The sequence below is a fragment of the Methylocystis sp. sgz306128 genome (assembly GCF_056032725.1).
Map to the genome: position 1 here is coordinate 171276 of NZ_JBVYWO010000001.1, position 26056 is coordinate 197331.

22 protein-coding genes are annotated in these 26056 nt (G+C 57.4%); 13 read left to right on the forward strand and 9 right to left on the reverse strand.

The features are described from left to right. Positions 1–288: 288 nt before the first annotated feature. Complete coding sequence (locus tag AC0N03_RS00775; protein ID WP_474286460.1) at positions 289–642, forward strand: hypothetical protein; 354 nt, start codon at positions 289–291, stop codon at positions 640–642. On the opposite strand, the gene AC0N03_RS00780 is transcribed toward AC0N03_RS00775, so the two are convergent. Further along, positions 620–832, reverse strand: coding sequence for a hypothetical protein (locus tag AC0N03_RS00780; RefSeq protein WP_474286461.1), 213 nt, complete (start codon positions 830–832; stop codon positions 620–622). The genes AC0N03_RS00775 and AC0N03_RS00780 overlap by 23 nt on opposite strands. Positions 833–950: 118 nt before the next feature. On the opposite strand from AC0N03_RS00780, the gene AC0N03_RS00785 reads away from it, so the two are divergent. The 3 genes from AC0N03_RS00785 to ureG are packed head-to-tail and all read left to right on the forward strand — an operon-like array spanning position 951 to position 2779. Then, positions 951–1532, forward strand: a complete 582-nt coding sequence (locus tag AC0N03_RS00785) for an urease accessory protein UreE (RefSeq protein WP_474286462.1) — start codon at positions 951–953, stop codon at positions 1530–1532. Between the two features lie 3 nt (positions 1533–1535). Beyond that, a complete protein-coding gene (locus AC0N03_RS00790) occupies positions 1536–2168 on the forward strand; it encodes an urease accessory protein UreF (protein WP_474286463.1) in 633 nt (210 codons plus the stop codon). Next, positions 2165–2779, forward strand: a complete 615-nt coding sequence (gene ureG / locus AC0N03_RS00795) for an urease accessory protein UreG (RefSeq protein ID WP_474286465.1) — start codon at positions 2165–2167, stop codon at positions 2777–2779. Before AC0N03_RS00790 ends, ureG begins: the two co-directional genes overlap by 4 nt. Before the next feature lie 193 nt (positions 2780–2972). Here ureG and mmsB read toward each other — a convergent pair whose 3' ends face one another. From mmsB to AC0N03_RS00815, 4 genes are read right to left on the reverse strand one after another with little or no spacing between them, the layout of a single operon-like run. Continuing rightward, positions 2973–3851, reverse strand: coding sequence for a 3-hydroxyisobutyrate dehydrogenase (gene mmsB, locus AC0N03_RS00800; RefSeq protein ID WP_474286466.1), 879 nt, complete (start codon positions 3849–3851; stop codon positions 2973–2975). Further along, positions 3848–4999 carry an acyl-CoA dehydrogenase family protein gene (locus tag AC0N03_RS00805; protein ID WP_474286467.1) on the reverse strand — a complete coding sequence of 384 codons (1152 nt, stop codon included), beginning with the start codon at positions 4997–4999 and terminating at the stop codon, positions 3848–3850. Before AC0N03_RS00805 ends, mmsB begins: the two co-directional genes overlap by 4 nt. Next, positions 4996–5433: an RbsD/FucU family protein gene (locus AC0N03_RS00810; RefSeq protein WP_474286468.1), complete on the reverse strand. Its 438-nt coding sequence runs from the start codon at positions 5431–5433 to the stop codon at positions 4996–4998. Before AC0N03_RS00810 ends, AC0N03_RS00805 begins: the two co-directional genes overlap by 4 nt. Before the next feature lie 35 nt (positions 5434–5468). Further along, positions 5469–6452, reverse strand: a complete 984-nt coding sequence (locus AC0N03_RS00815) for an aldo/keto reductase (RefSeq protein WP_474286470.1) — start codon at positions 6450–6452, stop codon at positions 5469–5471. A gap of 286 nt (positions 6453–6738) precedes the next feature. Here AC0N03_RS00815 and AC0N03_RS00820 point away from each other — a divergent pair, with 286 nt between their 5' ends. Then, on the forward strand, positions 6739–10368 hold the full coding sequence (locus AC0N03_RS00820; RefSeq protein WP_474286471.1) for a beta strand repeat-containing protein: 3630 nt from the start codon (positions 6739–6741) through the stop codon (positions 10366–10368). 278 nt (positions 10369–10646) lie between these two features. Here the strand turns inward: AC0N03_RS00820 and hrcA are convergent, their stop codons facing one another. Genes hrcA through dnaA form a run of 3 tightly spaced genes read right to left on the reverse strand, consistent with a single transcriptional unit; the run spans position 10647 to position 15095 of the window. Continuing rightward, positions 10647–11747 (reverse strand): heat-inducible transcriptional repressor HrcA, encoded by a 1101-nt coding sequence (hrcA, locus tag AC0N03_RS00825; RefSeq protein ID WP_474286473.1) that lies wholly within the window; start codon positions 11745–11747, stop codon positions 10647–10649. Positions 11748–11801: 54 nt separating this feature from the next. Further along, positions 11802–13586, reverse strand: a complete 1785-nt coding sequence (locus AC0N03_RS00830; RefSeq protein ID WP_474286474.1) for a cation:proton antiporter domain-containing protein — start codon at positions 13584–13586, stop codon at positions 11802–11804. 36 nt (positions 13587–13622) lie between these two features. Next, entirely contained in the window at positions 13623–15095 is a 1473-nt protein-coding gene (dnaA, locus tag AC0N03_RS00835; protein ID WP_474286475.1) for a chromosomal replication initiator protein DnaA, read from the reverse strand. A 746-nt stretch (positions 15096–15841) separates the two neighbouring features. Here dnaA and cpaB point away from each other — a divergent pair. From cpaB to AC0N03_RS00870, 7 genes are read left to right on the forward strand one after another with little or no spacing between them, the layout of a single operon-like run. Continuing rightward, complete coding sequence (gene cpaB / locus AC0N03_RS00840) at positions 15842–16663, forward strand: Flp pilus assembly protein CpaB (protein WP_474286476.1); 822 nt, start codon at positions 15842–15844, stop codon at positions 16661–16663. Positions 16664–16670: 7 nt separating this feature from the next. Further along, positions 16671–18218, forward strand: a complete 1548-nt coding sequence (locus AC0N03_RS00845; RefSeq protein ID WP_474286477.1) for a type II and III secretion system protein family protein — start codon at positions 16671–16673, stop codon at positions 18216–18218. 35 nt (positions 18219–18253) lie between these two features. Continuing rightward, complete coding sequence (locus AC0N03_RS00850; protein ID WP_474286478.1) at positions 18254–18985, forward strand: CpaD family pilus assembly protein; 732 nt, start codon at positions 18254–18256, stop codon at positions 18983–18985. A 43-nt stretch (positions 18986–19028) separates the two neighbouring features. Continuing rightward, positions 19029–20252, forward strand: coding sequence for a CpaE/TadZ family protein (locus AC0N03_RS00855; RefSeq protein WP_474286479.1), 1224 nt, complete (start codon positions 19029–19031; stop codon positions 20250–20252). Positions 20253–20301: 49 nt separating this feature from the next. Next, positions 20302–21696, forward strand: coding sequence for a CpaF family protein (locus AC0N03_RS00860; RefSeq protein WP_474286480.1), 1395 nt, complete (start codon positions 20302–20304; stop codon positions 21694–21696). A 48-nt stretch (positions 21697–21744) separates the two neighbouring features. Further along, the gene (locus AC0N03_RS00865) at positions 21745–22722 is read left to right on the forward strand and encodes a type II secretion system F family protein (RefSeq protein ID WP_474286481.1); all 978 of its coding nucleotides are present in this window, start codon (positions 21745–21747) and stop codon (positions 22720–22722) included. Between the two features lie 14 nt (positions 22723–22736). After that, positions 22737–23714 carry a type II secretion system F family protein gene (locus tag AC0N03_RS00870; protein ID WP_474286482.1) on the forward strand — a complete coding sequence of 326 codons (978 nt, stop codon included), beginning with the start codon at positions 22737–22739 and terminating at the stop codon, positions 23712–23714. Between the two features lie 2 nt (positions 23715–23716). Here AC0N03_RS00870 and AC0N03_RS00875 read toward each other — a convergent pair whose 3' ends face one another. Then, positions 23717–24484, reverse strand: coding sequence for a tetratricopeptide repeat protein (locus AC0N03_RS00875; RefSeq protein ID WP_474286483.1), 768 nt, complete (start codon positions 24482–24484; stop codon positions 23717–23719). Between the two features lie 190 nt (positions 24485–24674). Here AC0N03_RS00875 and AC0N03_RS00880 point away from each other — a divergent pair, with 190 nt between their 5' ends. Beyond that, entirely contained in the window at positions 24675–26027 is a 1353-nt protein-coding gene (locus tag AC0N03_RS00880; RefSeq protein ID WP_474286485.1) for a leucyl aminopeptidase family protein, read from the forward strand. Positions 26028–26056 lie beyond the last annotated feature (29 nt).

Below are 26056 nucleotides of genomic sequence, written 5' to 3' on the forward strand. Positions count from 1 at the left end.
AGTCGATTCGGATAAACTGTGGGTCTGGCGCTGAGAGCTTGCTTTATATTATTGGCTGGGGCCCTGTCTGCCCCAGCCTGTGCGGGTGTTTTCGACCCGCCGCCGATGGTGCCGTGCTCGGATGCCAAGACCTGCGATCGTAATCCGGCGCATCTTGCGAATTTCTTGCAGCATTTCTTTGAATGGCTCGTAAAAAGTTACGATGAGGCATGGAAACGCCGCGCCGTTCCGGGAGAGATGCCGATTGCGCAACGTTTAGCACGGAATGACAGAGAACTGGAAAATATCATGACACCGCAACTCAGGCGGTTGTCCCACAAAGTTGAAGTCGGCATGGGTGGACGAATTGCGGCACCTTATTGTTTCGAGGGCGACAGCGATGTGATCACCTGCAAATTTGCGCCGATACACGCCTGGGACGGGGCAATCACGGTTAGGCCGGTCAGGCTGGCAGGGGACAGGGCAGATTTCATCGTCGATCTGCCCCGGGGTATCGTCACTTTCAGCATGGACGGCATTATACGCTCGGAGCATGATTATCCGCCGTTCCAGCTTGGCGTGACTTTGCGCCCCAGTGGCGGCTTCTGGCGTATCGACCGCTCCGGTGACCTTGAAAAGCTCAAGGCGCTCGGTAAATGGTGAAGGGCGGCTGATCGGAATTGAAGGCCTTGGCTTCCTGCGCGCATGCATGGGCATATAATGCGTCCAGCACGTCCGGTACATGGCCATCCCGCAAATAGGCGCGCAGGCACGCCCTCGCCGCTATGGCGGAAGCCGGGTCATGACCATATTTCCGGCAGAGATAATTGATTTCCCGTTCGAGATTATCCATTCGAATGATCCATAGCGTTCACGTTTAGTTCTAAGTTAAAGTGATGGGCGCTGACGGGGATAATTCTGGTTCAAAAATGAGTTGTGATACTTTATCAAAGCAGAAACGAGGATTTCATATGTTACGGGCTGTAAAGGTCATCGCCAAAGGCGATTGGAATGAGGCTGTCGAGACCGTCGTGCTCGATTATGATGATCGCCACCGCCGCCGCATGGCGATGCAGGGCATTGGCGGGCTGGAGTTTCTGCTCGATCTGCCCGAGGTGGTGATGCTGCGCGGCGGCGACGCTTTGCGCCTGGAGGATGGCCGCCTCATCGAGGTGGTGGCCGCGCCCGAACCGCTGCTGGAAATCCGCGCGGCGGATGCCCACGAGATGATCCGCATTGCTTGGCACCTTGGCAACCGCCACCTGCCGACACAGATTGCTGGGACAAAACTGCGCATCCGCCGAGATCATGTCATCGCCGATATGGCACGCGGGCTGGGCGCGAAGGTTATCGAGATCGAAGCGCCCTTTGATCCGGAGGGCGGAGCCTATGCGCAATCGGTGCAGACGCAGGGGCATGACCATGGTCATGCCCATCACCGCCATGGCCACGCTCATCACGCGCATGATCATGGGCACGCGCACGACCATCATGATCACGGCCATCACGATCACGGCCATGTTCATGGGCCCGGTTGCGGCCATGATCACTGAGCCATGAATTTCCTGCCGCTCATGGTCTGGTTTTCTCCTGCCTTTCCGGTGGGTGCCTTTGCCTATTCGCATGGGCTGGAATGGGCCGTCGAGGCAGGGGATATCACCGATGCCGCCGATGTGCAGGACTGGATCGGCGCGCTTATCGAGATGGGCTCGCTGCGCAATGACGCCATCCTGCTCAGCGCGGCCTGGCGCGGCGAAGCCGTGAATGATCTGGCTCTGGCGCTGGCCTCATCGAAAGAGCGCTATCTTGAGACAGCAGCGCAGGGCACGGCTTTTGTCGCGGCATTGCGCAAGTCCTGGCCCGCACCTGCGCTCGACGCGTTTGACGGGGAGATTGCCTATCCTGTGGCGGTGGGAATTGCCGCACGGGCGCATGAACTCCCGTTGCGGGAGACGCTGGCGGCCTATCTTCTGGCCTTTGTCAGTGCGCTGACCTCGGCCGCTGTTCGGCTTGGCCCCATCGGCCAGAGCGACGGCCAGCGCATCATCGCCGGCTTGCTGCCGGCCATCAATGATCTTGCCGGCTTTGCCGAGACATCGCGGCAGGACGATCTGGGCGGATGCGTATTTCGCTCGGACCTTGCCGCCCTTTCCCATGAAACCCAATATTCAAGGCTGTTCCGCTCATGACAAAATCAAATACCGGCCCATTGCGTGTAGGCATCGGCGGCCCCGTCGGCTCCGGCAAGACGGCGCTGATGGAGCTTTTGTGCAAGAAATTCCGCCAGACCTATAATATTGCGGCCATCACCAACGACATCTACACCAAGGAAGATGCGCGGCTTCTCACCGAGGCCGGGGCGCTGGAGGCCGAGCGCATCATGGGGGTCGAGACCGGCGGCTGCCCGCATACAGCCATACGCGAGGACGCCTCGATCAATCTGGCGGCCATCGACGACATGAACCGCAAATTCCCCGGCCTTGACCTCATTCTGATTGAATCGGGCGGCGACAATCTCGCGGCCACCTTCTCGCCCGAACTCGCCGATCTGACGATTTATGTCATCGATGTCTCGGGCGGCGAGAAAATCCCGCGCAAAGGCGGGCCGGGCATCACCCGCTCGGATATGCTGGTGATCAACAAGATCGACCTTGCGCCCCATGTCGGCGCCTCATTGGACGTGATGGACCGCGACGCAAAACTGATGCGCAAGGCCAAGCCCTTCGTTTTCACCAATATGAAAACCGGCGAGGGGCTGGAGGCTGTGGCGCAGTTTATTATTGAAAAGGGCGGGCTTTAAAGACGTGAGCGCGGATGGCAGCTTTCCGGGCTTTGCGGGGACTCCGAGACACTCCCTCTCCCGTCGAGAGAGCCTCAGGATAAGGGGGGCGAGAGGTGAGGGGCGTCTTTGCGAGGAGGCATAGCCGACGAAGCAATCCGGAAAACAGATTGCTTCGCTTGCGCTCGCAATGACGGGTGAGTGTCCTGCCGCCTCACGCGCCCCGGATCATATTGATAATGCCGGAGAAATCCACGCCGCCCGCGCCGCTGGCATTGAACTGCTCATAGAGTCTGGCGGCGGCTGCGCCGAGCGGGGTTGAGGCACCGGCGCTCGCGGCTGCGTCCTGCGAGAGTTTGAGATCTTTCAGCATCAGGGCCGCGGCGAAACCGGGCTGATAATCGCGGTTGGCAGGCGAGGTGGGCACCGGGCCGGGCACGGGGCAATAGCTCGTCAGGGACCAGCTTTGTCCCGACGAGGTCGAGGCCACGTCGAACAAGGCCTGATGCGACAGGCCAAGCTTCTCGCCCAGCACAAAGGCTTCGGCTGTGGCGATCATCGTAATGCCCAGAATCATGTTGTTGCAGATCTTGGCCGCCTGTCCGGCGCCCGCACCGCCGCAGTGGACAATCTTCCTGCCCATTTTTTCAAGGATCGGCCGCGCAGAAGCGAATGCCATATCGTCGCCGCCGCACATGAAGGTGAGCGTGGCTGCCGCAGCGCCGCCCGTCCCCCCCGAGACCGGCGCATCCAGACTGACAAACCCGGCTCTTTGCGCCATTTCATGCGCCTTGCGGGCGGAATCGACGTCGATGGTTGACGAATCGATGAACAAAGTCCCTGTTCTGGCCGCCTTGATCATCTCCTCCCAAACGGCCAGCACGGCCTTGCCATTGGGCAGCATGGTGACGACAGCATCGGCTTCGCCCACGACAGCGGCGACGCCCGCGCCGATTTCGATGCCGTTCGCTGCGGCGCCCTGACGCAACGCCTCGACGAGATCGAAGCCCAGAACCCGATGGCCGGCCTTGACCAGATTGGCGGCCATGGGCCCGCCCATATTGCCCAGTCCGATGAATGCGATGGTGCTCATTTTCCGTCCTCGATCAGTCCGCGCGCAATGATAAGCCGCATGATTTCGTTTGTGCCTTCAAGGATCTGGTGCACGCGCAGATCGCGCACGATTTTCTCAAGGCCGTAATCTGCAAGATAGCCGTAACCGCCCAGCATTTGCAGCGCTTTATTGGCGACATCGAAACCTGTATCCGTGGCTTTCAGTTTGGACATGGCGCAAAGCTGGGTGGCGTTTGCTGCTTTTGCGTCAAGCGCCCCGGCCGCATGATAGAGCAGCAACCGCGCGGCTTCGAGATCCGCCGCCATTTCCGCAAGGCGGAATTGCAGGGCCTGAAACTCCGTCAGTTTTTTGCCAAAGGCGCGGCGCTCCTTCATATAGGCCAGCGCCTTGTCGAGCGCGGCCTGCGCCCCGCCAAGCGAGCAGGCGCCGATATTGAGCCGCCCGCCATTCAGGCCGGACATGGCGATCCTGAACCCGTCGCCTTCCGCGCCAAGGCGGTTTTCGGCGGGGATGCGGACGGCGTCGAAGATGACGCTGCGCGTGGGCTGGGCGTTCCAGCCCATTTTTCTTTCATTCGCGCCGAAGGAGAGGCCGGGCCTGTCCTTCTCCACAATAAAGGCGGAAATGCCCTTCGGCCCGGCTTCGCCGGTGCGCGCCATGACGATATAGATGTCCGATGTGCCCGCGCCCGAGATGAATTGCTTGGCCCCGCTCAGCACATAGGCATCGCCGTCCCGGACGGCCTTTGTTTTGAGAGCGGCGGCATCCGAACCGGCCCCCGGCTCCGTGAGGCAATAGCTGGCGATATGCGCCATGCTGGCAAGCCTGCCGACATGGGCCGCGCGCTGCGCTTCGCTGCCGTAGCTGTCAATCATCCAGCAGCACATATTATGAATCGAGAGAAAGGCCGAGATCGTCGGGCAGCCGGTGGCTAGCGCTTCGAAAATCAGCGCCGCATCGAGGCGCGAGAGGCCTGAGCCGCCAAATTGCTCGCTTGTATAGATGGCGCCAAGACCGAGCGCTGCGGCTTCGCGCAAAGTATCTGCGGGAAAATGTTTTTTCTCGTCCCATTCCACGGCGAAAGGCGCGAGCTTTTCGTTGGCGAAATCCCGCGCCATTTCGACGATGGCGGTCTGATCTTCGGTCAGGAATGCGTAATCGTTCATTCCTGCGGTCGTATCACGCCTTTTTTCAGAATGATATTGCCATAAAGTCGACGCTCGCCGGTCGCAACCATCGCATAGGCGCGGTTGGCGCGCTCATAGAATTTGAAACGCTCGATGGAGCCGAGCGTGAACTTCGGCCCTTCATGCCGGGCGATGGCGGCCTTGAATTCGGCAAAGATCGGCTGATCCGGGCTTGCGCCGGCAGCAGGCTGCATGTGCCAGCAGGCTTCTGGCACGAAATCGTCAAGCGGCATCACCGAGAGAATGGCATCGAGTGCGTCGGTCGCCGAGACGCCGTCGAGGCGCACAACCTGCGGTCCGGCGCTCTCGGCCGGATAATTGCCATCGACAATGGTGATCTCATCGCCGTGGCCCATGGCGCGCAGCACATAGAGCAGATCGGGGGTGAGCAGCGGGTTCAGTTTTTTGAGCATGGGGCTTTCCTTCTTATGGCCGGTGGATGAGCAGATTATTGAATGGGCGCGTCGGCCCGCAGCAGACCCTCGGTCTTGAGGTCAGCCCAGAGCGCCGATGGAATGGCCACATTCATCATGCGGGCATTTTCACGCACCTGATCAGCCGATTGTGCGCCGGGAATCACCGAGACCACGGCAGGGTGGTGCAGCGGAAACTGCAGCGCCGCTTCGCGCAATTTCACGCCATGTGCCGTGCATATGCGCTCGATCTTCGCCACCCGCTCCAGAATGGCAGGCGGCGCAACATCGTAATTGTAGAATGCGCCGGGCTTCGGGCCGGTGGCCAGAATGCCGGAATTGAACGGCCCGCCGAGCGCGATGCCGATGTTTTTTTGCAGGCAAAGCGGCAGGAAACTGTCCAGGGCCTCCTGTTCCAGCAGCGTATAGCGTCCGGCCAGCAGGAAGAGGTCGAAATCTCCCGCCCTGGCCATGGTTTCGCACACCTGCCATTCGTTGACGCCGACGCCGATGGCCTTGATCACGCCCTGTGCGCGCAGATCGTGCAGGGCCTTGTAGCCGCTGTCCATGAATTGCTTGATGCGGGCGTCCGAGGCGGCCTTGCTGCCGTGGGTGAAGATATCGACATCATGGCAATAAACGATATCGAGGCGATCGACGCCCAGCCGCTCGAATGAAAATTCCAGCGAGCGCATCACGCCATCATAGGAATAATCATAGACTTCGCGCCGGTTTGGCGTGTCGAAGAATTTGCCGATGCCGGTGCGCTCCTCTGGTTTGCATACGGCGAGCAGACGCCCGACCTTGCTGGAGAGGAGGTAGTCGCCGCGCTGGTGCTGCCGCAGGAAGCCGTTGAGTCGTGTCTCGGAAAGGCCGAGGCCATAGAGCGGCGCGGTGTCGTAATAGCGGCAACCCACCTCCCATGCGGCGTCAAGCGTTGCGCGGGCGGCCTGTTCGGTGAGCGGTTGGTAAAGGTTGCCCAGCGGTGCCGTGCCAAAGCCAAGGGCGGTGAATTGCATTTTTTGACCCGTCCGCGACGTGAAATCGCGCGGGGCGTTGATGGAAGCGCTCATGTTGAAATGTAGCCTGTTGGTCAATCAATAGGCTGGCATTCTAGGTTGCCGAGATCGGATTGGTCAATCCGCTTTATTTATCTGGCGGGGCAGAACGCCGAGCGGGCGTTATTCCGAATCGACTTAACTCTATATATTTAGCATGAAAAAGTTTAAGTATTGAAAATTTTACATCATTAATTCATCAATGAAGTTATTAGCAATTGCGTAATAGTTTGGCGGAGATCTTAAGGTGCTCAGGGCATATTGGAAATCGCTGATATATAAAAATAGCATATCTGACGGAATTGCTTATCAGATATCCTATGTATCGGCGTTCGGGTATGTTTCGTTGGCCGTGAACGATCCAATTCTTGCGACATATGAAAACAAGGCTTATGCAGGCAGTGGTAATTCAACGCTGTCCTTCGCTAATATTACCAATTCCGGTCGGTTAATTGTCAGTCTGTCGTCAGGCACGGCAAACTTCTCTGCCAGCGGTGTGTCCTATAAGGGCACATTCACCAATATTCAAAATCTGATCGCAGGCACCGGTAATGCCAATCTCATCGGCAATGCGCAGAACAATATTCTGACGGCAGGTACCGGAAACGATAATCTCTACGGTTATGCCGGCGACGATACGCTGGTGGCGGGCCTTGGTAATGATGTTCTTGACGGAGGCACTGGCAACAATACAGCGTCATTTGCCAATATTGCCAATTCTGGCCGGTTGATAGCCAGTCTGTCATCGGGAACCGCGACCTTCACTGTTAATCGTATGACCTATACGACCAAGCTCGCCAATATTCAGAATCTGATTGCAGGCACCGGTAATGCCAATCTCATCGGCAATGCGCAAAACAATATACTGACGGCAGGTACCGGAAACGACAATCTCTATGGCTATGCTGGCGACGATACGCTGGTGGCGGGCCTCGGCAATGATGTTCTCGACGGCGGGACCGGCAGCGATACGGCGTCATTTGCCAATATTGCGGCGGATGTGACCATTGATGCGGGCGCGGGCAGCGCATCGTTCAAGGTTGGCGGCGTGACCTATAGCGATACGCTCTCTTCGATCGAGAACTTTGTCGGTGGCTCCGGTAACGATACGATCGTGGTGGGTGTTGGCAATGGTTCCCTCGATGGCGGCGGAGGCACCAATACATTGTCCTTCGCCAATATCACCAACAAAGGTCGTATGTTTGTTAGTTTCGCGACGGGAACAGTCAGATATACGCTCGACGGCATAACATTCTACAATTTAAAGATCAGCAATTTCAATAATCTGATCGGCTGTAATGGAAATACAAATCTTGTCGGCAATTATGGCGACAGTGTTATTGAGGCTGGCGTCGGAAATGACAATCTCTCTGGTTTTGCTGGCAACGATACGCTGATCGTGGGCCTCGGAAATGATGTCCTCGACGGTGGCATGGGCTATAATACTGTTTCTTTCGTTAATATTGCAGCCGATGTCACAATTAATACAGCTGAAAATTTAGTCGCCTTTACGCAGGCCGGGCGAAATTATATTGATAAAATGTACAATATTCAAAAATATGTCGGCGGCACCGGCAACGACACGTTCGTTGTGGGTGTGAGCAATGTGACGCTGGATGGCGGCGCGGGGAATGATACCGTGTCTTTTGCCGCTCTCACGCAGGATATCCGCTTTGATCTTTCGGCGGGCACGGCTGTGGCTGCCGGGCTTTCGGACAGTTTCCGCAATATCGAGACTTTTGTCGGCGGCACCGGCAACGACATGTTCGTGGTTGGTGCGAGCAATGTGGCGCTGGATGGCGGCGGGGGGAATGACACCGTGTCTTTTGCCGCGCTCGCGCGGGATAAGGACTCGACGCTGTCCATTGATTTTGCAAATGCCACGGCTTCGTTCTCTCTGGGCAATAAAACGTACACCCAGACATTTTTAAATATTGAAAATATCGTTGCAGGTAATGCCACCGCCAATCTGACTGGCAATGCCGGTGATAACGTCTTTACATTGGGTATTGGCAATCAGACGGTCAACGGCGGCGCGGGCAACGATACCATATCCTTTGCAGATATCGGTGGCACGACCTTTACCTTTGGCAATGGTACGGTCTCGTTCGTGGCTAACGGAACGACCTATACCGATACATTTATTTCTATCGAGACTTATGTCGGCGGCACCGGCAACGACATGTTCGTGGTTGGTGCGAGCAATGTGACGCTGGATGGCGGTGCGGGGAATGACACCGTGTCTTTTGCCGCGCTCACGCAGGATATCAGTTTTGATCTTTCGGCGGGCACGGCTGTGGCTGCCGGGCTTTTGGACAGTTTCCGCAATATCGAGAATGTTGTCGGCGGCGCTGGCAACGACATGTTAGTGGTGGGTGTGAGCAATGTGACGCTGGATGGCGGCGCGGGGAATGACATGTTGTCCTTTGCCGCTCTCACGCAGGATATCCGCTTTGATCTTTCGGCGGGCACGGCTGTGGCGGCTGGGCTTTCGGACAGTTTCTGCAATATCGAAACTTTTGTCGGCGGCGCTGGCAACGACACGTTCGTGGTTGGTGCGAGCAATGTGACGCTGGATGGCGGTGCGGGGAATGACACCGTGTCTTTTGCCGCGCTCACGCAGGATATCAGTTTTGATCTTTCGGCGGGCACGGCTGTGGCTGCCGGGCTTTTGGACAGTTTCCGCAATATCGAAACTTTTGTCGGCGGCACCGGCAACGACATGTTCGCGGTTGGAGCGAGCAATGTGACGCTGGACGGCGGCGCGGGGAATGACACCGTGTCTTTTGCCAACATCACACCGGATGGGAACACCACGCTCACCGTGAATGTCGCGAATAGCACGGCCTTGTTCACAGTCGGCGGCGTCAGCTACAGCGACGCATTCACATCGATCGAGAACGTCATCGGCAGCGCGCGCGATGACATATTCGTTGCGGGCGCAACCAATCTGACGCTCGACGGCGGCGGCGGCAATGACACGTTCGACCTGTCCCGCATTAATGCTGATTTCAGGATTAATTTATCGCAGGCTGTTTCAACGACAACCTATAGCTTTAATGGGGCGAATTACACCGATACAATCTCTGGCATAAGAAATATCACAGTCGGCCAGGGCAATCATAACCTCGTCGGCGATGGTTATGACAATGTGTTCACTATGGGTATTGGAAACTCAATTGTTGATGGCGGCGGGGGGTATAATACTTTGTCTTTTGCCGGATATGGAAATGGTATCATTTTTGACATACATGGTTTGTACGCATCGTACGGAAAATCAGTCAGTTATAAGAATATTCAGAATCTGATCGGCGGGGAAGCTAACGATAAATTTTATGATGGCGTGAGAAATATAGATATAGACGGTGGTGGTGGCCAGAGTAATAATTTATATATTGCCTCTGCTGCCGTGTCCGCCGTATGTGATATTACGAAAGGAAAAATGTATGAATTAGATTATAAAGGGTTTAGCGCTTCGTATAATTTTAAAAATATTCAATACATAGATGGTTCCAATTGCGATAATTTTGAAATTGATTTTTATTCATATGATATATCAAATAAAATAAATATTACTTTCTACTTGCCGACCAAAATGAATTCTAATGTTAATAATAGAATTGCTCTTGATCATAACTATTTTTCTGCATGGAAACAGGGAGACAATGTTACTGAGAGCCAATTCGTCTGTTCCAAGACTATTAACGATTTGTCCGCTGACAGCCGACTGTTTTACAATCAAGATACGCGTGTGCTTTATTACACACCTGACGGTACGGCGGCGCATGCGAAGGAATTGGCAACATTATATAGCCCCGGTTTTATAGTCGGACCCGATATTCTCGGTTTTTTGCCAACTGCCTTCAAGATAATTTGATCCGATAAAACTTGCTGTTTTGTCTTCCGCTTCACGTTCGTCACGCAGTTTGACCCCCGCGCTACCACAGGAGTATGTCTCTCTGGGTGTAATATGCCGTTATCGTTCCTTCCTCCCCGCCCGGGAAAGGACAGGATGACGGGCTTTGCAATAAGGGAAAGAGCGCCTTGCATGTTCCCTCTCAGTTCACTACTCGCCTTTTCCGGCACGAGAGAGGAGGGAGAGATCTTGCATTTAAATGTCATGTTTAAACAAATATGAGGAATGACTTCTTGCTCTTATTCTCCGCCCACCAGCTTGGACACGGCCTTGGCGGTATATTCGACAATCGGCACGATGCGGGCATAATTGAGCCGCGTCGGGCCGATAATGCCCAGTACGCCAACTATATTCTGCTTTTCGTTGCGGAAGGGCGCAGCGATCATCGATGAGCCGGAAAGCGAGAACAGCTTGTTTTCGGCACCGATGAAAATGCGCACGCCCTGCGCCGTCTCGGCCCGGTTGAGGAGGTCGATCACGTCCTTCTTGCTCTCGAGATCGGCAAAGAGCAGGCGGATACGTTCGATATCCTGCTGGGCGTTAAGGTCCTCCAGCAGATTGGCCTGTCCGCGCACAATGAGCTGTTGAGTCGTCTGGCCGGGCTCGGACCATGAGGCCAGCCCAGCCTCCACCAGCCGGGCGGTGAGGGTATCGAGTTCGCTTTCGAGATCGGCGCGCGCCATCTCCACCTCGGCGCGCAGTTCCTGCAATGTGCGCCCGCGCAGCCGCGCATTGAGAAAATTCCCCGCCTCGACCAGCGCCGAAGCGGGGAGGCCCTTGGGAATGGCGAGAATGCGGTTTTCCACCGTGCCATCCTCAGCCACAAGAACGGCGAGCGCCCGCTCCGGGTCAAGACGCAGAAACTCAATATGCTTGAGGCGGATGTTGTCCTTTGTCGTGGCAACGACGCCCGCGCCGCGGGACAGGCCCGAAAGCAGGCTTGAGGCTTCCGAGAGCACGCCATCCAGACTTTGATGGGCGGCGGCGGCCTTGACCTTTGCGTCGATCTTGCCCCGGTCCTCGCCCGACAGATCGCCGAACTCAAGCAGCGCATCCACGAAAAAACGCAGGCCGAGGTCGGTGGGCAGACGTCCCGCGCTGGTATGCGGCGAGAAGATAAGGCCCAGCTCCTCGAGATCCTGCATGACATTGCGCACCGAGGCGGGCGACAGCGACATCGGCAATATTTTTGACAATTGCCGCGAGCCGACCGGCTCGCCATGCGCCAGATAGGAATCGACAATCTGCCGGAAAATATCGCGCGAGCGCGAATCCAGCCGCGTCAATGCGCCGGCATAGCTGGCGTCCTGATCAGATGCGGGATGAGAACTGCGTGGCATGGCTTTAAAATGGGCGCTCCGGCGGCGATTGGCAAGAGACGATTGCGACGGCCCTCATGGTGCGGGCTTGCCGCGCGGCGCTTTGACGGCATGGGACACGCGGCCCACTTTCGCCGCGGCGCCCTGCAATTGCCGGCGCACATCATCGCGCTTTTCATGAATGGACGCAATGACATAGCCCATGGGCACGCCAAGCCCGACAAGCGCCGCTTCGGAGAGCTGAAGGCTGGCCTCGATGGTTTCAGGCACCGCATCGGTGACGCCCATGTCATAGAGATGGCTGGCGTGCTGCGAATCCTGCGCGCGCGAGACAATGACCAGATCGGGGCGGATGGAGCGCGCCGCAGCAACAATCGCGTCAATCTCCTCCCGGGCATGAATGGTGATGATGAGCGCGGAAGCCGTATCGATGCGGCAATGGCGCAGAAAGCCGGGCTGGCGCGCGTCGCCGAAATAGATCGGCTTACCCTGCCGCCGCCACTTGGTGATGATGCGCGCATCCCTGTCCGTCGCAATATATTTGACCTTATGCTCGTCCATCAGCGAACTGACCATCTGTCCGACCCGGCCAAATCCGACAATAACGGCGCGCAGTTCCCGGTCGTCGGGCGGTGCTTCGCTCAGTTCCGGCGCAGGGCGTACGGGATAAAGCCTTGCGCCGAGCCAGAGGCCGAACGCATCGCTCAGCGGAATGACGGCCATGCTCAATGTGATCAGGCTGAAGACGAAGGCCGCGCTTTGCGGGCTGACCAGTTCCTTGCTGACGGCGGCGCTGAGTACGACAAAGCCAAACTCGCCGCCCGATCCCAGCAGCAGGCCCGTCTTGAAGCCGGTGAGCCAGCCTTGCCGGAACAGGCGTCCGCTCAGAGCCACAAGTGCCGCCTTCGCGCCGATGAGGGCAATAGCCGCGGCCAGAAGCGGCAGAGGATTGGCGGCGAGCGCGCCCAGATCGAGCGACATGCCGACAGTGAAGAAGAAAATGCCGAGCAGCAGGCCCTTGAAGGGCTCGATCTCAGCGCCGATCGCCCGGCGGTATTCCGTCTCGGACAGCAGAATCCCGGCGATAAAGGCGCCAAAACCCATCGACAGGCCCGTTGCGGCGCCCAGCAGGCTCGCGCCAACTGCGACAAACAGAATGGCGGCGATGAACAATTCGTGGTTTCTGGTGGCGGCCACCAGCCGGAAAAACGGCTGAAACAATCTTTTGCCCAGCACCACAATGGCGACGACCGTCAGCCCGCCCTGCAATAACGCCCTCAGCAGGCCCAGAACCACCGAGCTTTCCTGGCTAGCACCGAGAATGCCGACCAGAAACAGGATAGGAACCACAGAAATATCCTGAAACAGCAGGATAGCGAAACTTGCGCGCCCCGTTGCGCTGGACAGGCGCCCCTGGCTTGCCAGAAGCTCGATGATGATGGCGGTTGAGGAAAGCGACAGCGCTGCCCCGATGATCAGCCCCGAGGCTGAGGTCTCGCCCAGAGCCACCGCAATCGCGCCGATCAGCACCGCGCTGGCCACGACCTGTAAGGCGCCGAGGCCGAAAACCAGCCGACGCATTGTCATCAGGCGTTCGAGCGATAGTTCGAGCCCGATCAGGAACAGCAGGAAAACAACACCGAAATCAGCGATCTGGCTGATGTGATCCTGCGGCCCGATGGTGATGAAATGCAGACGCGGCAGCGCGCCCAAACCGTGCGGCCCCAGCATCGCTCCTGCCAGAAGATAGGCCAGAATGGGGCTGACCTTCAGGCGCAGGAGCAGGGGCACGATCAGGCCTGCCGTCGCCAGCAGGATCATCACGGCCTTGTAGGCGGCAAAGTCGAAGTTCGAATCCATCTGTCTCTCCAGCTTTGCAGCATAGAGACAGGCGGACTAGTCGAGCAACATCCGTTTGAGCAATTCCAGCTCTTCCGAGAGCGCCGCGTCGGCGGTGGTCATCGTATCGATCTTGCGTACGGCATGCAGCACGGTTGTGTGGTCGCGACCGCCGAAACGCCGGCCGATTTCAGGCAGGGAGCGCAACGTCAGGACCTTGGCGAGATACATTGCGATCTGGCGCGGGCGCACCACATTCGCCGTGCGCCGCGACGAGAGAATATCGGCGCGGCTGACCTGATAGTGATTGGCAACCAGTTTCTGGATATCTTCGATCTTGACCCGCTTTGGCTCGCGCACCTTGACGAGATCGCGGATGGCGATTTCTGCTGTTTCAACGCTGAGCGGCGCACCGGTGAGCGTCGAATGGGCAAGCAGGCGGTTGACCGCGCCGTCGAGGTCGCGCCCGTTGGCGGTGATCGCATGGGCGACAAAGCTCATGACAGCGTCCGGCACTTCAAAATTGGGCTGCAGGATCTTTGCTGCCTGTACGCGCGCTTCCAGGATACGCAGCCGCAGCGCTTCGTCGAGATGGTGCATTTCGACGCAGAGCCCCCCGGCGAGGCGCGAGCGCACGCGCTCTTCGAGGCTCTCCAGTTCTCCCGGCGGACGATCGGCAGCAATGACAACCTGCTTGCCGGCATCGATCAGAGCGTTGAGCAGATGGCAGAATTCCACCTGAATCGATTTTCCCTGCAGGAACTGGACGTCGTCGATAACCAGAACATCGATGGTGCGCAGGCGCTCCTTGAAAGCAATGGCGGTCTGGGCCTTGAGCGCCGAGACGAAGCCATACATGAATTTCTCTGCGGTCAGGTAGACGACGCGACGCGCCCGGTCTTTGGTTTTGTGGGCAATGGCATGAAGCAGGTGGGTCTTGCCCAGCCCCACAGCAGCATGAATGTAAAGCGGATTATAGAGAGGTGTCGTGTTGTCAGCAGTTTCGCCGATACGCTGAGCCGCAGAAAAGGCCAGTTGATTGGATTTGCCAACGAGAAAGCTCTCAAAGGTCAGGCGCTTGTCGAGGGGCGAGGAATCAAACCCGTCGAGTTCGGGAAGCGTTGCGCTCTTGCTCGGGCCGGGCGTTGTTTCCGCCTGCGCTACGCGCACAGTACCTGTTGTACCTTGCCGCGCCTGCGGGCGTTCCATTGTGCTGTTGCGCAACGATCCTGAACGTACGCTTAACGAAATTTCGCGAATGCCGAGATCTGCCGCCGCCAGCGCTGTCGCAATACGGTCGGTGTAATGCGAATTGATCCAGTTTTTAAGGAACAGAGTGGGTACAGTTATATGGGCGATGCCGTCGCGCACGGCATCAAGCTCCATGCGGCCGAACCAACTCGTGAATATATCTTCGCCCAGCTCGGATCTCAGCCTCTGGCACGCATGCAGCCATGCCTGTCGGATAATGTTTCCCTCGCCTGATCCTGTATCATTCAGTTCGTTCTTGAGTGCCATGGAATTGGTCATTTTTCTTTTCTTTTCAGAACAGGTCAGTCAGTCTTCACACAAACGGGCAGTCCATGCGGAAAAGCTACCCAAAGCCACCACATATTCACACGCAAAGATTTAACAGGCTTTATAGTAGGAAAATCAGCAAGTTGAGATTGCTTCGCAGCAATTAACTCCTGTCATTCTCCAGCCACGGAAAGACTTACACACCCCCTCGGCTGAGCGCAACGCGCAAATTTTTTCAGAGTTTCTCTTAGGGAATGTCATCGTTTTGCCGTGGAAAGTTTCATGTGTTTGGCCGTGCGATAAGGGGTTGATAAATGGCAATTTTGTGACCGTTTTTTGATAAGTTTCGCCGCTGCTTCTCAGGATTTCCGGACTAAGTTTTGCCAGAATATGTTCGCTTTTTGTTCATTACCTTTGGTTACAGAAAATTTCGCTTATGGCCTAATGCCATGAAATATATCGGATATTTATGAGCGCTGCCCGCCCGGCCTTTTGGCGTCACGCACGTGGAAATAAAAAATTGGCTTGACTCATTAAAAAGCCCGGACGCCCCGCATTAAGCAATTTTTAATGCATCTGAATTTCGTATTATAAAATATAAAGATAAAAAATCTAACGTATTATATTGAATATAAAAATAATTATCTTCAAAATATAAGCTTAGTTTCAAGAATGAAATTTTAAATTAACTATAATTTGACGATTGGTGATCTAGGTTCCTGTAAATATATTTGGGAAAAAGATCGGCACGCGTTCATATGGCTATAAAATCCGCCCGATTGATTGTTCTGGGTGTCGCGTTGGTGGCGGCCGGCGGAGCGTATTTTGTTTCGCAGTCGCGTGTCGTCTCCCGCGTCGTCGAAGTGCCTGTGAATATGCCTGCACCAATAGCCATGGATCATGTTCTGGTGGCCAAAAGGGATCTGCCGATGGGCCTGCAGATCGCCGCGCTGGACATGGAGTGGCGCGAATGGCCCAAGGAGGCCATTTCGCCGGAAATGATCCGCCAGAGCGACATGGCGCGCGCGCCCGAAGACATAGCCGGATCCATCGTGCGCGGCGGCTTTCTGGCCGGAGAGCCCATCCGCCGGGACAAAATGGTTAAGGGCGCTCATTCTGGTTTCATGTCCGCAATTCTGGAATCCGGCTTCCGTGCGGTTGCGATCAGCATTGACGCGCAGGGGTCTAATTCGGCGGGTGGGTTCATCCTGCCCAATGACAGGGTCGATATCATTCAGGTCTCCCGCGACAGTGAAGCCTCAAAGGCTGAAGGACGGGATGTTCTTCGCATCCAGACCATATTGAGCAATGTCCGCGTGCTCGCCATCGGCCAGAACGTGCAGGAGAAGAACGGGCAGCCCGTTGTTGTCGGCACCACGGCCACGCTTGAACTGACCGAGCAGCAGGCGGAAGCCGTTATTCTGGCCCAGCGCAATTCGATCAGCGGCAACCTGTCCCTCTCGTTGCGCGCCATGGTCGATGCCAAGGGCGGGGCCTCCAACAATATCGTCGCCGACAGATCGGCGGCCTCGACGATGGTCGTACGCTTTGGTGTGGCCACGCAGGCCGAAAGCAGATGAGCGCCGCATGAAACCAGGACCGACATTCTTCCGGCAGGCAGAGGCCCCGGCGGGCATGAGCGCAAGGCCGGTCTGGCTGTCCGGCATGATACTGGCCATGCTCGCCGGCCTGCCCGCAGCCGCCCAGACGCCGCCGGCAAGCTTCAGGGCGGCACCGGCCGGCCAGAAAGCCGACAGCGTGCCCTACACCAGAAATCTGCAGATCGCGGTTGGCAAATCCATGATGGTGGATCTGCCTGAAGAGGCTTCCGAGATTTTTGTCGGCAATCCGGGCGTTGTGAATGCCGTTGTCCGCTCGCAGCGCAAGATTTATCTCGTGGCTGCCTCTAACGGGCAGACCTCGATTTTCGCCATGAACAAGGAAGGACGGCAGATTGCCGTTCTGCAGATATCCGTCGGCCGCGATATCGACGAATTGCGCGCCCTTTTGAAGGCCGCCATGCCCAACAGCCAGATTGAGGCGCGCACGGTCGCAGACACGATTATCCTGTCAGGCACGGTCAATTCGGCGCTGGAAGCCCAGAAGGCCGAGGATATCGCCAATGCTTTCGTCGGATATTCGACAGTTGGAGCGTCGTCGGTTTCCACTTCCAATAATTCCGTGAACTTCAATTCGGCCAGTGTGGTGAAAGGCAGCGTCATCAATTCCATTGTCGTGCGCGGCCGTGATCAGGTCATGCTGAAGGTGACGATCGCTGAAGTGCAGCGGCTTGCCGTCAAGCAGCTCGGTATCAATACCGAAGGCAACTGGGGCACGTTTGGTGCCGGCAGCTTTGCGGCAAGCGAGGGCGCCAGCGCCTTGTCGGCGGATTATTACAAGGCGCTCGGTTTGTCCTCCAGCGGCACGCAGGGCTCGCTGACATCCATTCTTCAGGCCTTCGAACGTAATGGCGTCGGGCATATTCTGGCCGAGCCGAACGTAACGGCCATATCCGGCGAAAGCGCACGTTTCACGGCGGGTGGGGAAATCCCGGTCTATGCCTCGGAATCCGGCTGTTCTGCGGCGGCCACGACCCAGTCGAGCGGCTGTCAGGTCAGCTATAGTTACAAACCTTATGGCATCACACTGAACTTTACGCCTGTCGTGCTTTCCGAAGGGCGCATCCAGCTGCATCTGGCGACGGAGGTCAGCGAAGTCGACAGCCTTGGCGGCGCGGGGGCATTATCGCGTTTCATGCCGGGTTTCACCACCCGCCGTCATGAAACAACACTTGAACTGCCCTCCGGCGGCTCCATCGTTTCCGCCGGTCTGATTCAGCAGCATTCGACAGCGACCATCGATGGAATGCCCGCGCTCGCCAATCTCCCCGTTCTTGGCGCGCTGTTCCGCTCCCGCGCCTATCAGAAGAGCGAGACGGAACTGATGATCGTGGTCACACCCTATATCACCCGAACGCTGCGCCCCGATGAAGTCAGCCGTCCGGATGACGGCTTTGCCGATGCCTCCGATATGCAGGGCATATTTCTTGGCCGGGTCAACCGCATCTATTCCACCGCCAATAATCCGCAGGCGCTGAAAAATTTCAAAGGACCGGTGGGGTTCATCACAGACTGATTGTTCCAAAAATTTTCTCAAACTGAGCCAAAGCCATGCAGACTGTTCAGAATATCCCCATTCATCAATCCGCTGCGGTGCGGTTTTTCGCCGTTCTGGCGCTTGTCCTGCCACTTTGTGCCTGCAACAGCGGCGATCCGGCGAGAATTTCGGCCAGCGCGCCGGATGATTACCGGCTGCGGCATCCGATCATCCTGACGGACCGCTCCCAGCATCTCGATATTTACGCCGGCGATGCATCCGGACGCATTGACGCGCGCCAGAGTGCGGATATTGACGCTTTTGCCGCCCTGTACCTCGAATCGGGCAAAGGCAGGATCAGCGTGCAGGTGCCGGGGACGGGCGAACAGCCGCCGGTGCGTGCAGCACTGCGGACAATCAAGGCCAGACTGGCCGCGACCGGCGTCAAAGGCACCCTCAGCATATCGGGATATGCAGCAGACGACCCCGGCCTGTCGGCACCGATCCGGCTTTCCTTTGAGCATCTTTCGGCGCGGGTCGCCAGCCGCTGCGGTCAGTGGCCCGCCGATCTTGCCGGTCTTGACGGCGATGGATTGCAAAACCGCCCCTATTATAATCTGGGCTGTGCCACACAGACCGCTATAGCCGCACAAGTGGCTGACCCCGTCGATCTTGTCCGGCCGCGGCAGGAAGATGCGGCCGACGTGCAGATGCGCACCCGCGCGATCACCGCCGTGCGCAGCGGCAAGGATCCGTCAACGCTCTGGTTCAATACCAACACCAACATCGGCAATCTGGGAAACTAGCCATGCAGCGCTTGCACCAGACAACCGACGGCAAGGGGCGCGTATGAGCGAAGCCGATCACATTGCGCCGCTGCCGCGTATTTCCGTACAGGCCTTCTGCGAAACGGCCGATGTCGCATCGATCCTGCAGGCGGCCATGCAGGACCGTCGGCTGCTGAAAACTCATTTCAAAATCAATATGGGCGGCGCTTTGGCCGCGCTGGAATCCTATCGCACGTCGCCGACACCCAATCTGGTCATTATCGAGACCTCGGGCAAAAACGACATGCTGATCGCACATCTCGACGCTCTGGCGGAATTTTGCGATGCGGGCACAAAGGTCGTTGTGATCGGCCGCGTTAACGATATTCTGCTCTACCGCCAGCTGATGGCGCGCGGCGTGTCGGAATATCTGGTCATGCCGTTTTCCGTCGTTGAACTGATCGGTTATCTTTCGGCGATCTACCGTGCGCCCGAAGCTTCGGCCGTGGGCAGACTGATTGCGGTGACGGGGGCAAAGGGTGGCTCGGGAGCCTCGACCATTGCCCATAATCTGGGCTGGTCGATCAGCTCCGGCCTGGACATGCCCACTGTCATTGTCGATCTTGACCTGCCGTTCGGCACTCTCGGGCTGGATTTCAATCAGGATCCGCCGCAAGGCGTCGCCGAAGCTGTCTTTTCGGCGGACAGGCTGGACGCCAATTTTCTTGACCGTCTGATGTCGCGGTGCAGCGACAAGCTCATGATCATGGCGGCGCCGGCAACGCTTGAGCGCAGCTATGATTTTTCCGAAACCACATTCGATCAGATCGTGGATATTCTGCGCGCCAGTGTGCCCTGCATTATTTTCGATGTGCCCCATCTGTGGACGAACTGGGCCCGCCGGCTGCTGGTCAGCGCCGATGAACTGGTCATTGTCGCCGAGCCGGATCTTGCCAATCTGCGCAACACGAAAAATCTGTTCGACGCCTTGCGGCAGTCCCGGCCAAACGACCGGCGTCCGCATCTTGTGCTGAACCGCGTTGGCCTGACGAAGCGGCCCGAGATCAGTACCGAAGATTTCTGCAAGGCAGTGGAGGCTGAGCCGGTGGCCAAATTTGCCTTTGAGGCCAGATTGTTCGGCACGGCGGCCAATAACGGCCACATGATCGCAGAAGTCCAGTCGGATCATGAAGCCGTGCACATGCTGGATCATCTCGGCCGGGTGCTGATGGGCCGCGCCGAGGTCCGGAAGGAGAAGAAATCGCTTCTGCCGCCGCTTCTGTCGAAATTGCTGCGCACAGCGTGAGCATGGCCTGGCGGTTGACTTTATGGCTTTGAATCGGGAGTGAACAGACATGTTTGGGAAACGTTCCGGCTTCGGCGCCCTCAATAAGCTGGCAGCGCCGGCTGTTGCCGAGCCGCGTCCGGCGGCGGCCGAAAGCATTAAATCCCCTGCCACCGAGGCGGTGCCGGAGAAACGGCGCGACGATAATTACTACATCACCAAGAGCATGATTTTCGGCGCGCTGATCGAGGCGATCGATCTGGCGCAGCTTGCCAAGCTCGATCCTGAATCCGCGCGCAATGAAATCCGCGATATCGTCAATGAAATTATCGCCATCAAGAATGTGGTCATGTCGATTTCCGAGCAGGAAGAGCTGCTCGACGATATCTGCAACGATGTTCTCGGCTACGGCCCGCTGGAGCCGCTGCTGGCGCGTGACGACATCGCCGATATCATGGTCAATGGCGCCAGCAAAACTTATATCGAAGTCAACGGAAAGATCGTGCTCACGTCGGTGCGCTTTCGCGACAATCAGCAATTGATGAACATCTGCCAGCGGATCGTCAGTCAGGTCGGACGCCGCGTCGACGAAACCTCGCCTATCTGCGACGCGCGTCTGCCTGACGGCTCCCGTGTCAACGTGATCGCACCGCCGCTCGCCATTGACGGCGCTGCGCTCACCATCCGCAAATTCCGCAAAGACAAGCTGACGCTGGATCAACTGACGCGCTTTGGCGCTATTTCTCCTGCTGGCGCCGAAATACTCAAGGTTATTGGCCGCGTTCGCTGCAACGTGATCATTTCCGGCGGTACGGGTTCGGGCAAAACAACGCTGCTCAATTGCCTGACCAATTATATCGATGTCGATGAACGCGTCATCACCTGCGAGGACGCTGCCGAACTGCAGTTGCAGCAGCCGCATGTGGTGAGGCTCGAAACGCGCCCGCCAAATCTCGAAGGTACGGGTGCGATCACCATGCGCGACCTCGTGAAGAACTGCCTGCGCATGCGCCCGGAGCGGATCATCGTCGGCGAAGTGCGCGGACCGGAGGCGTTGGATCTGCTGCAGGCGATGAATACGGGCCATGACGGTTCGATGGGAACCCTCCACGCCAATTCGCCGCGCGAGGCGCTCAACCGCATTGAATCCATGATCACCATGGGCGGATTCGCTCTTCCGGCGAAGACGATCCGCGAAATGATCGTCTCGTCGGTCGATGTGATCATTCAGGCGACGCGCCTGCGCGACGGCTCGCGCCGCATAACCCATATCACCGAGGTTCTCGGTCTGGAGGGCGACACGATCATCACGCAGGATCTGATGCTGTATGAAATTCTTGGCGAGGACGCGCATGGCAAGCTTCGCGGAGAACATCGCATGACCGGGGTCGGCCGGCCCAAATTCTGGGATCGCGCCAAATATTATAATGAAGAGGAAAGGCTGGCTGCGGCTCTGGATAGTTAAATGCAGATTAAACATTTGGGTCCATAACAATAAAAAACCGGATTTGCTATGGATACGAATGTTCTTCTGATTTCAATACTATCGGCTCTGGCTGTCGGTGGTATTGCCTATGTCTTCATATATCCCATTCTTTCTGGCGAAAACCGCGCCAGCAAACGTCGGCAGATGCTCAAGACCTCTGCGACCCGTCAGGCCACCAGCCGCGCAGCAGAACTCGCCAACCGCCGCAGACAGCTGGAAAATTCCCTCAAGGAACTGTCCGGCAAGCAGACCCGCAAATCCCAGCGCGCGCTCGCGGTGCTCATCATGCGGGCGGGACTGGATTGGAGCAAGCGAACCTTCATCATCTTCAGCATCGGCATGGGGCTGCTTTTCGGTCTGGTGTTTTTCGTCATGAGCGGGCAGTTTCTGTTCGTGCTGCCCGCCATGATTGTTGGCGGGCTGGGATTTCCGCGATGGGTCCTGTCGTTTCTGGGCAAGCGGCGCATCAAGAAATTCGTCAATGAATTTCCCAATGCGCTGGATGTCATTACGCGCGGCCTCAAGGCTGGCCTGCCGCTCGGCGATTGCCTGCGGATCATCTCGGTTGAGGCGGCAGAGCCGGTGAAATCGGAGTTTCGCCGTATTGTCGAGGCTCAGGCCGTGGGGCTCACGCTGCCCGAAGCGGTGGAGCGCATGGCCGAGCGCGTACCGGTGACGGAATCCAATTTTTTCTCGATCGTCATTTCCATTCAGTCCAAAGCGGGCGGAAATCTCTCCGAGGCACTGGGCAATCTGTCAAGGGTTCTGCGCGAACGCAAGAAAATGAAAGGCAAGGTGCAGGCCATGGCGATGGAGGCCAAGGCTTCGGCGGCGATTATCGGATCGCTGCCGTTTATCGTCGCCGGGCTCGTCTATTTTTCCAGCCCCGAATATATCGCCCGGCTGTGGACGACAAATATGGGCAAGCTTTCGCTCGGTGCTTCGCTGCTCTGGATGTCGATCGGCATTTTCACCATGAAAAAAATGATCAATTTTGATCTTTAGGAGGTCGCTCTTTTATGCTGGACCTTCTTTTTGAGAAATTGGCCACGCCCGATTTCGTCTTCGGCATTCTGACGGCCGTTGCGGTTGCCGCCACCATCATCACGATGGCCATGCCGTTGCTGGAAACAAATGTGCTGGATCAGCGGATGAAGGCGGTTGCGCTCGAGAGGGAGCGCGTGCGTGTGCGCGAACGCGAGCGTCTGGCCCGGGCCGAGCCCAAAAATTCTGTCCGCTTCGTGCAAAAGGACTTCATGAAGCGCATCGTCGAGCAGTTTCAGCTCAAGCGATGGCTCACCACCGATCAGGCAAGGATGCAACTCGCCAAGGCCGGCTATCGCGGCGAACCAGCCGAAGTCGCCTTCATGTTCTTTCGTCTGGTCACGCCGATAACCCTGTTTATCGGCACTGCCGTTTATGTCACGCTGCTGGCGGACTGGCATCAGCCGGCTCTGGTGAAATTCGGCGCCTGCATTGGTGCAGCTTATGGCGGCATCAAGTTGCCCGAGATCTATCTGAGCAATCAGGCACAAAAACGCCGTCTTTCGATTGCTCTGGCCTATCCGAATGCTCTGGATCTGCTGCTGATCTGTATTGAATCGGGCATGTCGATCGAGCAATCCTTTCGCAAGGTATCTGTTGAGATAGGTTCTGAATCCGTACCGATGGCAGAGGAATTCTCGCTGACCACCGCCGAAATTTCCTATCTGCCCGACCGGCGCGTCGCCTTTGAGAATCTTGCCTCGCGCACGGGGCTGCCCGCGATGAAATCGCTGGCGACGGTGCTCAATCAATCCGAAAAATACGGCACTTCACTGGGGTCCGGGTTGCGGGTGCTGGCGCAGGAAGGCCGTGACGAGCGGATGCAGAATGCCGAAAAGAAGGCCGCGGCATTGCCGCCTAAGCTGACTGTGCCGATGATTCTGTTTTTTCTGCCTGTGCTGTTCTGCGTGATCATCTTCCCGGCCGTTATCGACGTGATGCACTGGTCCTGACGTCAGCCTTTCTTGCCGGGCTTGCTGCCCTGCTGGATGTCCTTCCAGGTATTGGACTGGGCGATCATTGCGCGGATGGCTTCGACATTGCGGGCGGCGTCCTCGGGCGAGAGGTCTTTCTCGGACAGAGTTTCCGCTTCCTTGAATTTTCCTTCCAGTGCGAGGATCAGGGCAAAATTCTGCCGCACGCGCACGTCGGCATCCGGCTGGGCTATGGCGAGGCGGAAAGTCTGCTCGGCCTCCGGCAGGTTTTTTGCCAGCGCCTGCGAAAGGCCGAGATTGGAGAGAACACCCGGCTCATTCGGCACGATCTTGAGCGCGGCGGAATAATAATTCTGCGCCTGCACGTGATCGCCGAGCTGGTCGGCGACCGTGCCCTGCACAGACAGAATGCGCCAGTTCGGCATTTCGGGGTGATGCGCGCGGCTCAGCACGTCGGCGGCCTCCCGCAGCCGTCCGGCATTGGCGAGCGCGCGGCCATATTCGCCCAGAATATCGAGATCTTTCGGGTTTTTCAGCGCAATATTTTGCAGGATCGCCACGGCCTGCTCGTTCTGGTCCAGGGCCCGGAGCGAACGCGCATATTGAATCGCCGTATCCTTGTTGTCGGGTGCGGCCTCATATCTGGCGCCCCAGGCCGCTGAATATTCACGCAGCGCCGCCGGATCGCGCGGCAGGGTTTCCGAAGTGGATATGGAGCTGGTGACATCGCCAAAATTTTGCAGGCTCTTGCAGGCGCAAAGCTGGAAGGCCGCGGCGAAAACTGTCATAACAAGTCCGGACGATCTCAGGCGGCGGAAGCGGGATATCTGGGCCGGGTTTGTCATCTCGTCTCCGGGCGCTGGAAGCAAAACAGGTTACAAGTCTTGAAATCAGAAATAATTCCTTAACCCTAATAGATGGTTAAACCCTTCTGTCATGGTGCAAATATTCAGAACTATTTAAAGAGGATAAGTGAACATGCCGTTTTTTGCTCAGCCTGCGGATGAATTCATTCCGATAAGCTTTGTAACGCCGGAAAATCTGGATGCGATTATTGCGGCGCTGCCCTCTGCGGCGCAGTCTTATCTGCGCGCGCTGTCCTTCAAGGGCAAGCCGGGCCAGCATGCCATCTATCCGCTTGAGACGGGATTCGGCGTTCTGTTCGGCGAGGACCCGGCATCAGCTTTCGCCATTGGCAAGCTCGTCGGAACTCTTCCCGCCGGCACTTATGGCTTTGCCGGTCAGCCGGCCAATGCCGCGCAGGCGGCTCTCGGCTGGCTTCTCTCGTCCTATCGCTTCACAAATTATAAATCCGGCGAAGACGCGCCGCGCCTTGTCGCGCCCGAAGGCGTCGACGCTGCCCGGCTTGAACGCCTCGCCGAGGGCGTCAGCCTCGGACGCGATCTCATCAATACACCCGCCAATGACCTTGGCCCGGAAGCACTCGAAGCCGCTGTCCGCCGTCTGGCCGATACGCATCAGGCTTCGTTCCGCGCGATCCGCGGCGATGAACTCCTGACCAAGAATTTCCCGCTCATCCATGCCGTGGGACGTGCGGCGGCCGAGGCGCCGCGCCTTGTCGAATTTACCATCGGGCGCGAGGACGCGCCCAAGGTCACGCTGGTCGGCAAGGGCGTCACATTCGATACCGGCGGTCTCGATATCAAGCCCGAGAGCGCCATGGGCCTGATGAAGAAGGACATGGGCGGCGCGGCAACGGCGCTGGCGCTGGCGCATATGCTCATGTCGGGCAAGATCGATATCCGCCTCAGGGTTATCATCGCGATCGTTGAGAATTCGATCTCGGCGTCTGCCTTCCGCCCCGGCGATATCTATCCCAGCCGCAAGGGCCTGACCGTTGAGATTGGCAATACCGATGCTGAGGGCCGGTTGATCCTTGCCGACGCGCTGACCTACGCCGACGAGGAACATCCCGATCTGCTGATCGATTTCGCCACGCTCACCGGCGCTGCGCGCGTGGCGCTGGGGCCCGATCTGCCACCCTTCTACACCGATGACGAAACTTTAGCGGGTGAAATTGCCGCCTGTTCGCTCAGGGCGCTTGATCCCGTCTGGCGTATGCCGCTCTGGCAGCCCTATTCAAGCCTGCTGGACGGCAAGATCTCCGACCTGAACAACATTTCCGGCGGCCCGTTTGCCGGTTCTGTGACTGCGGCGCTGTTCCTCAAACGCTTCATCACCAATGGGTCCTGGGTGCATTTTGACGTCTATGGCTGGAACCCTTCAACCAAGCCTGGCCGGCCCGAGGGCGGCGAAATACAAAGCGCGCGTTTACTTTATGATCTGATAGAGGAGCGTTATGGCAAATAAATATTGCCGAGTTGATTCAATGTTTGAAT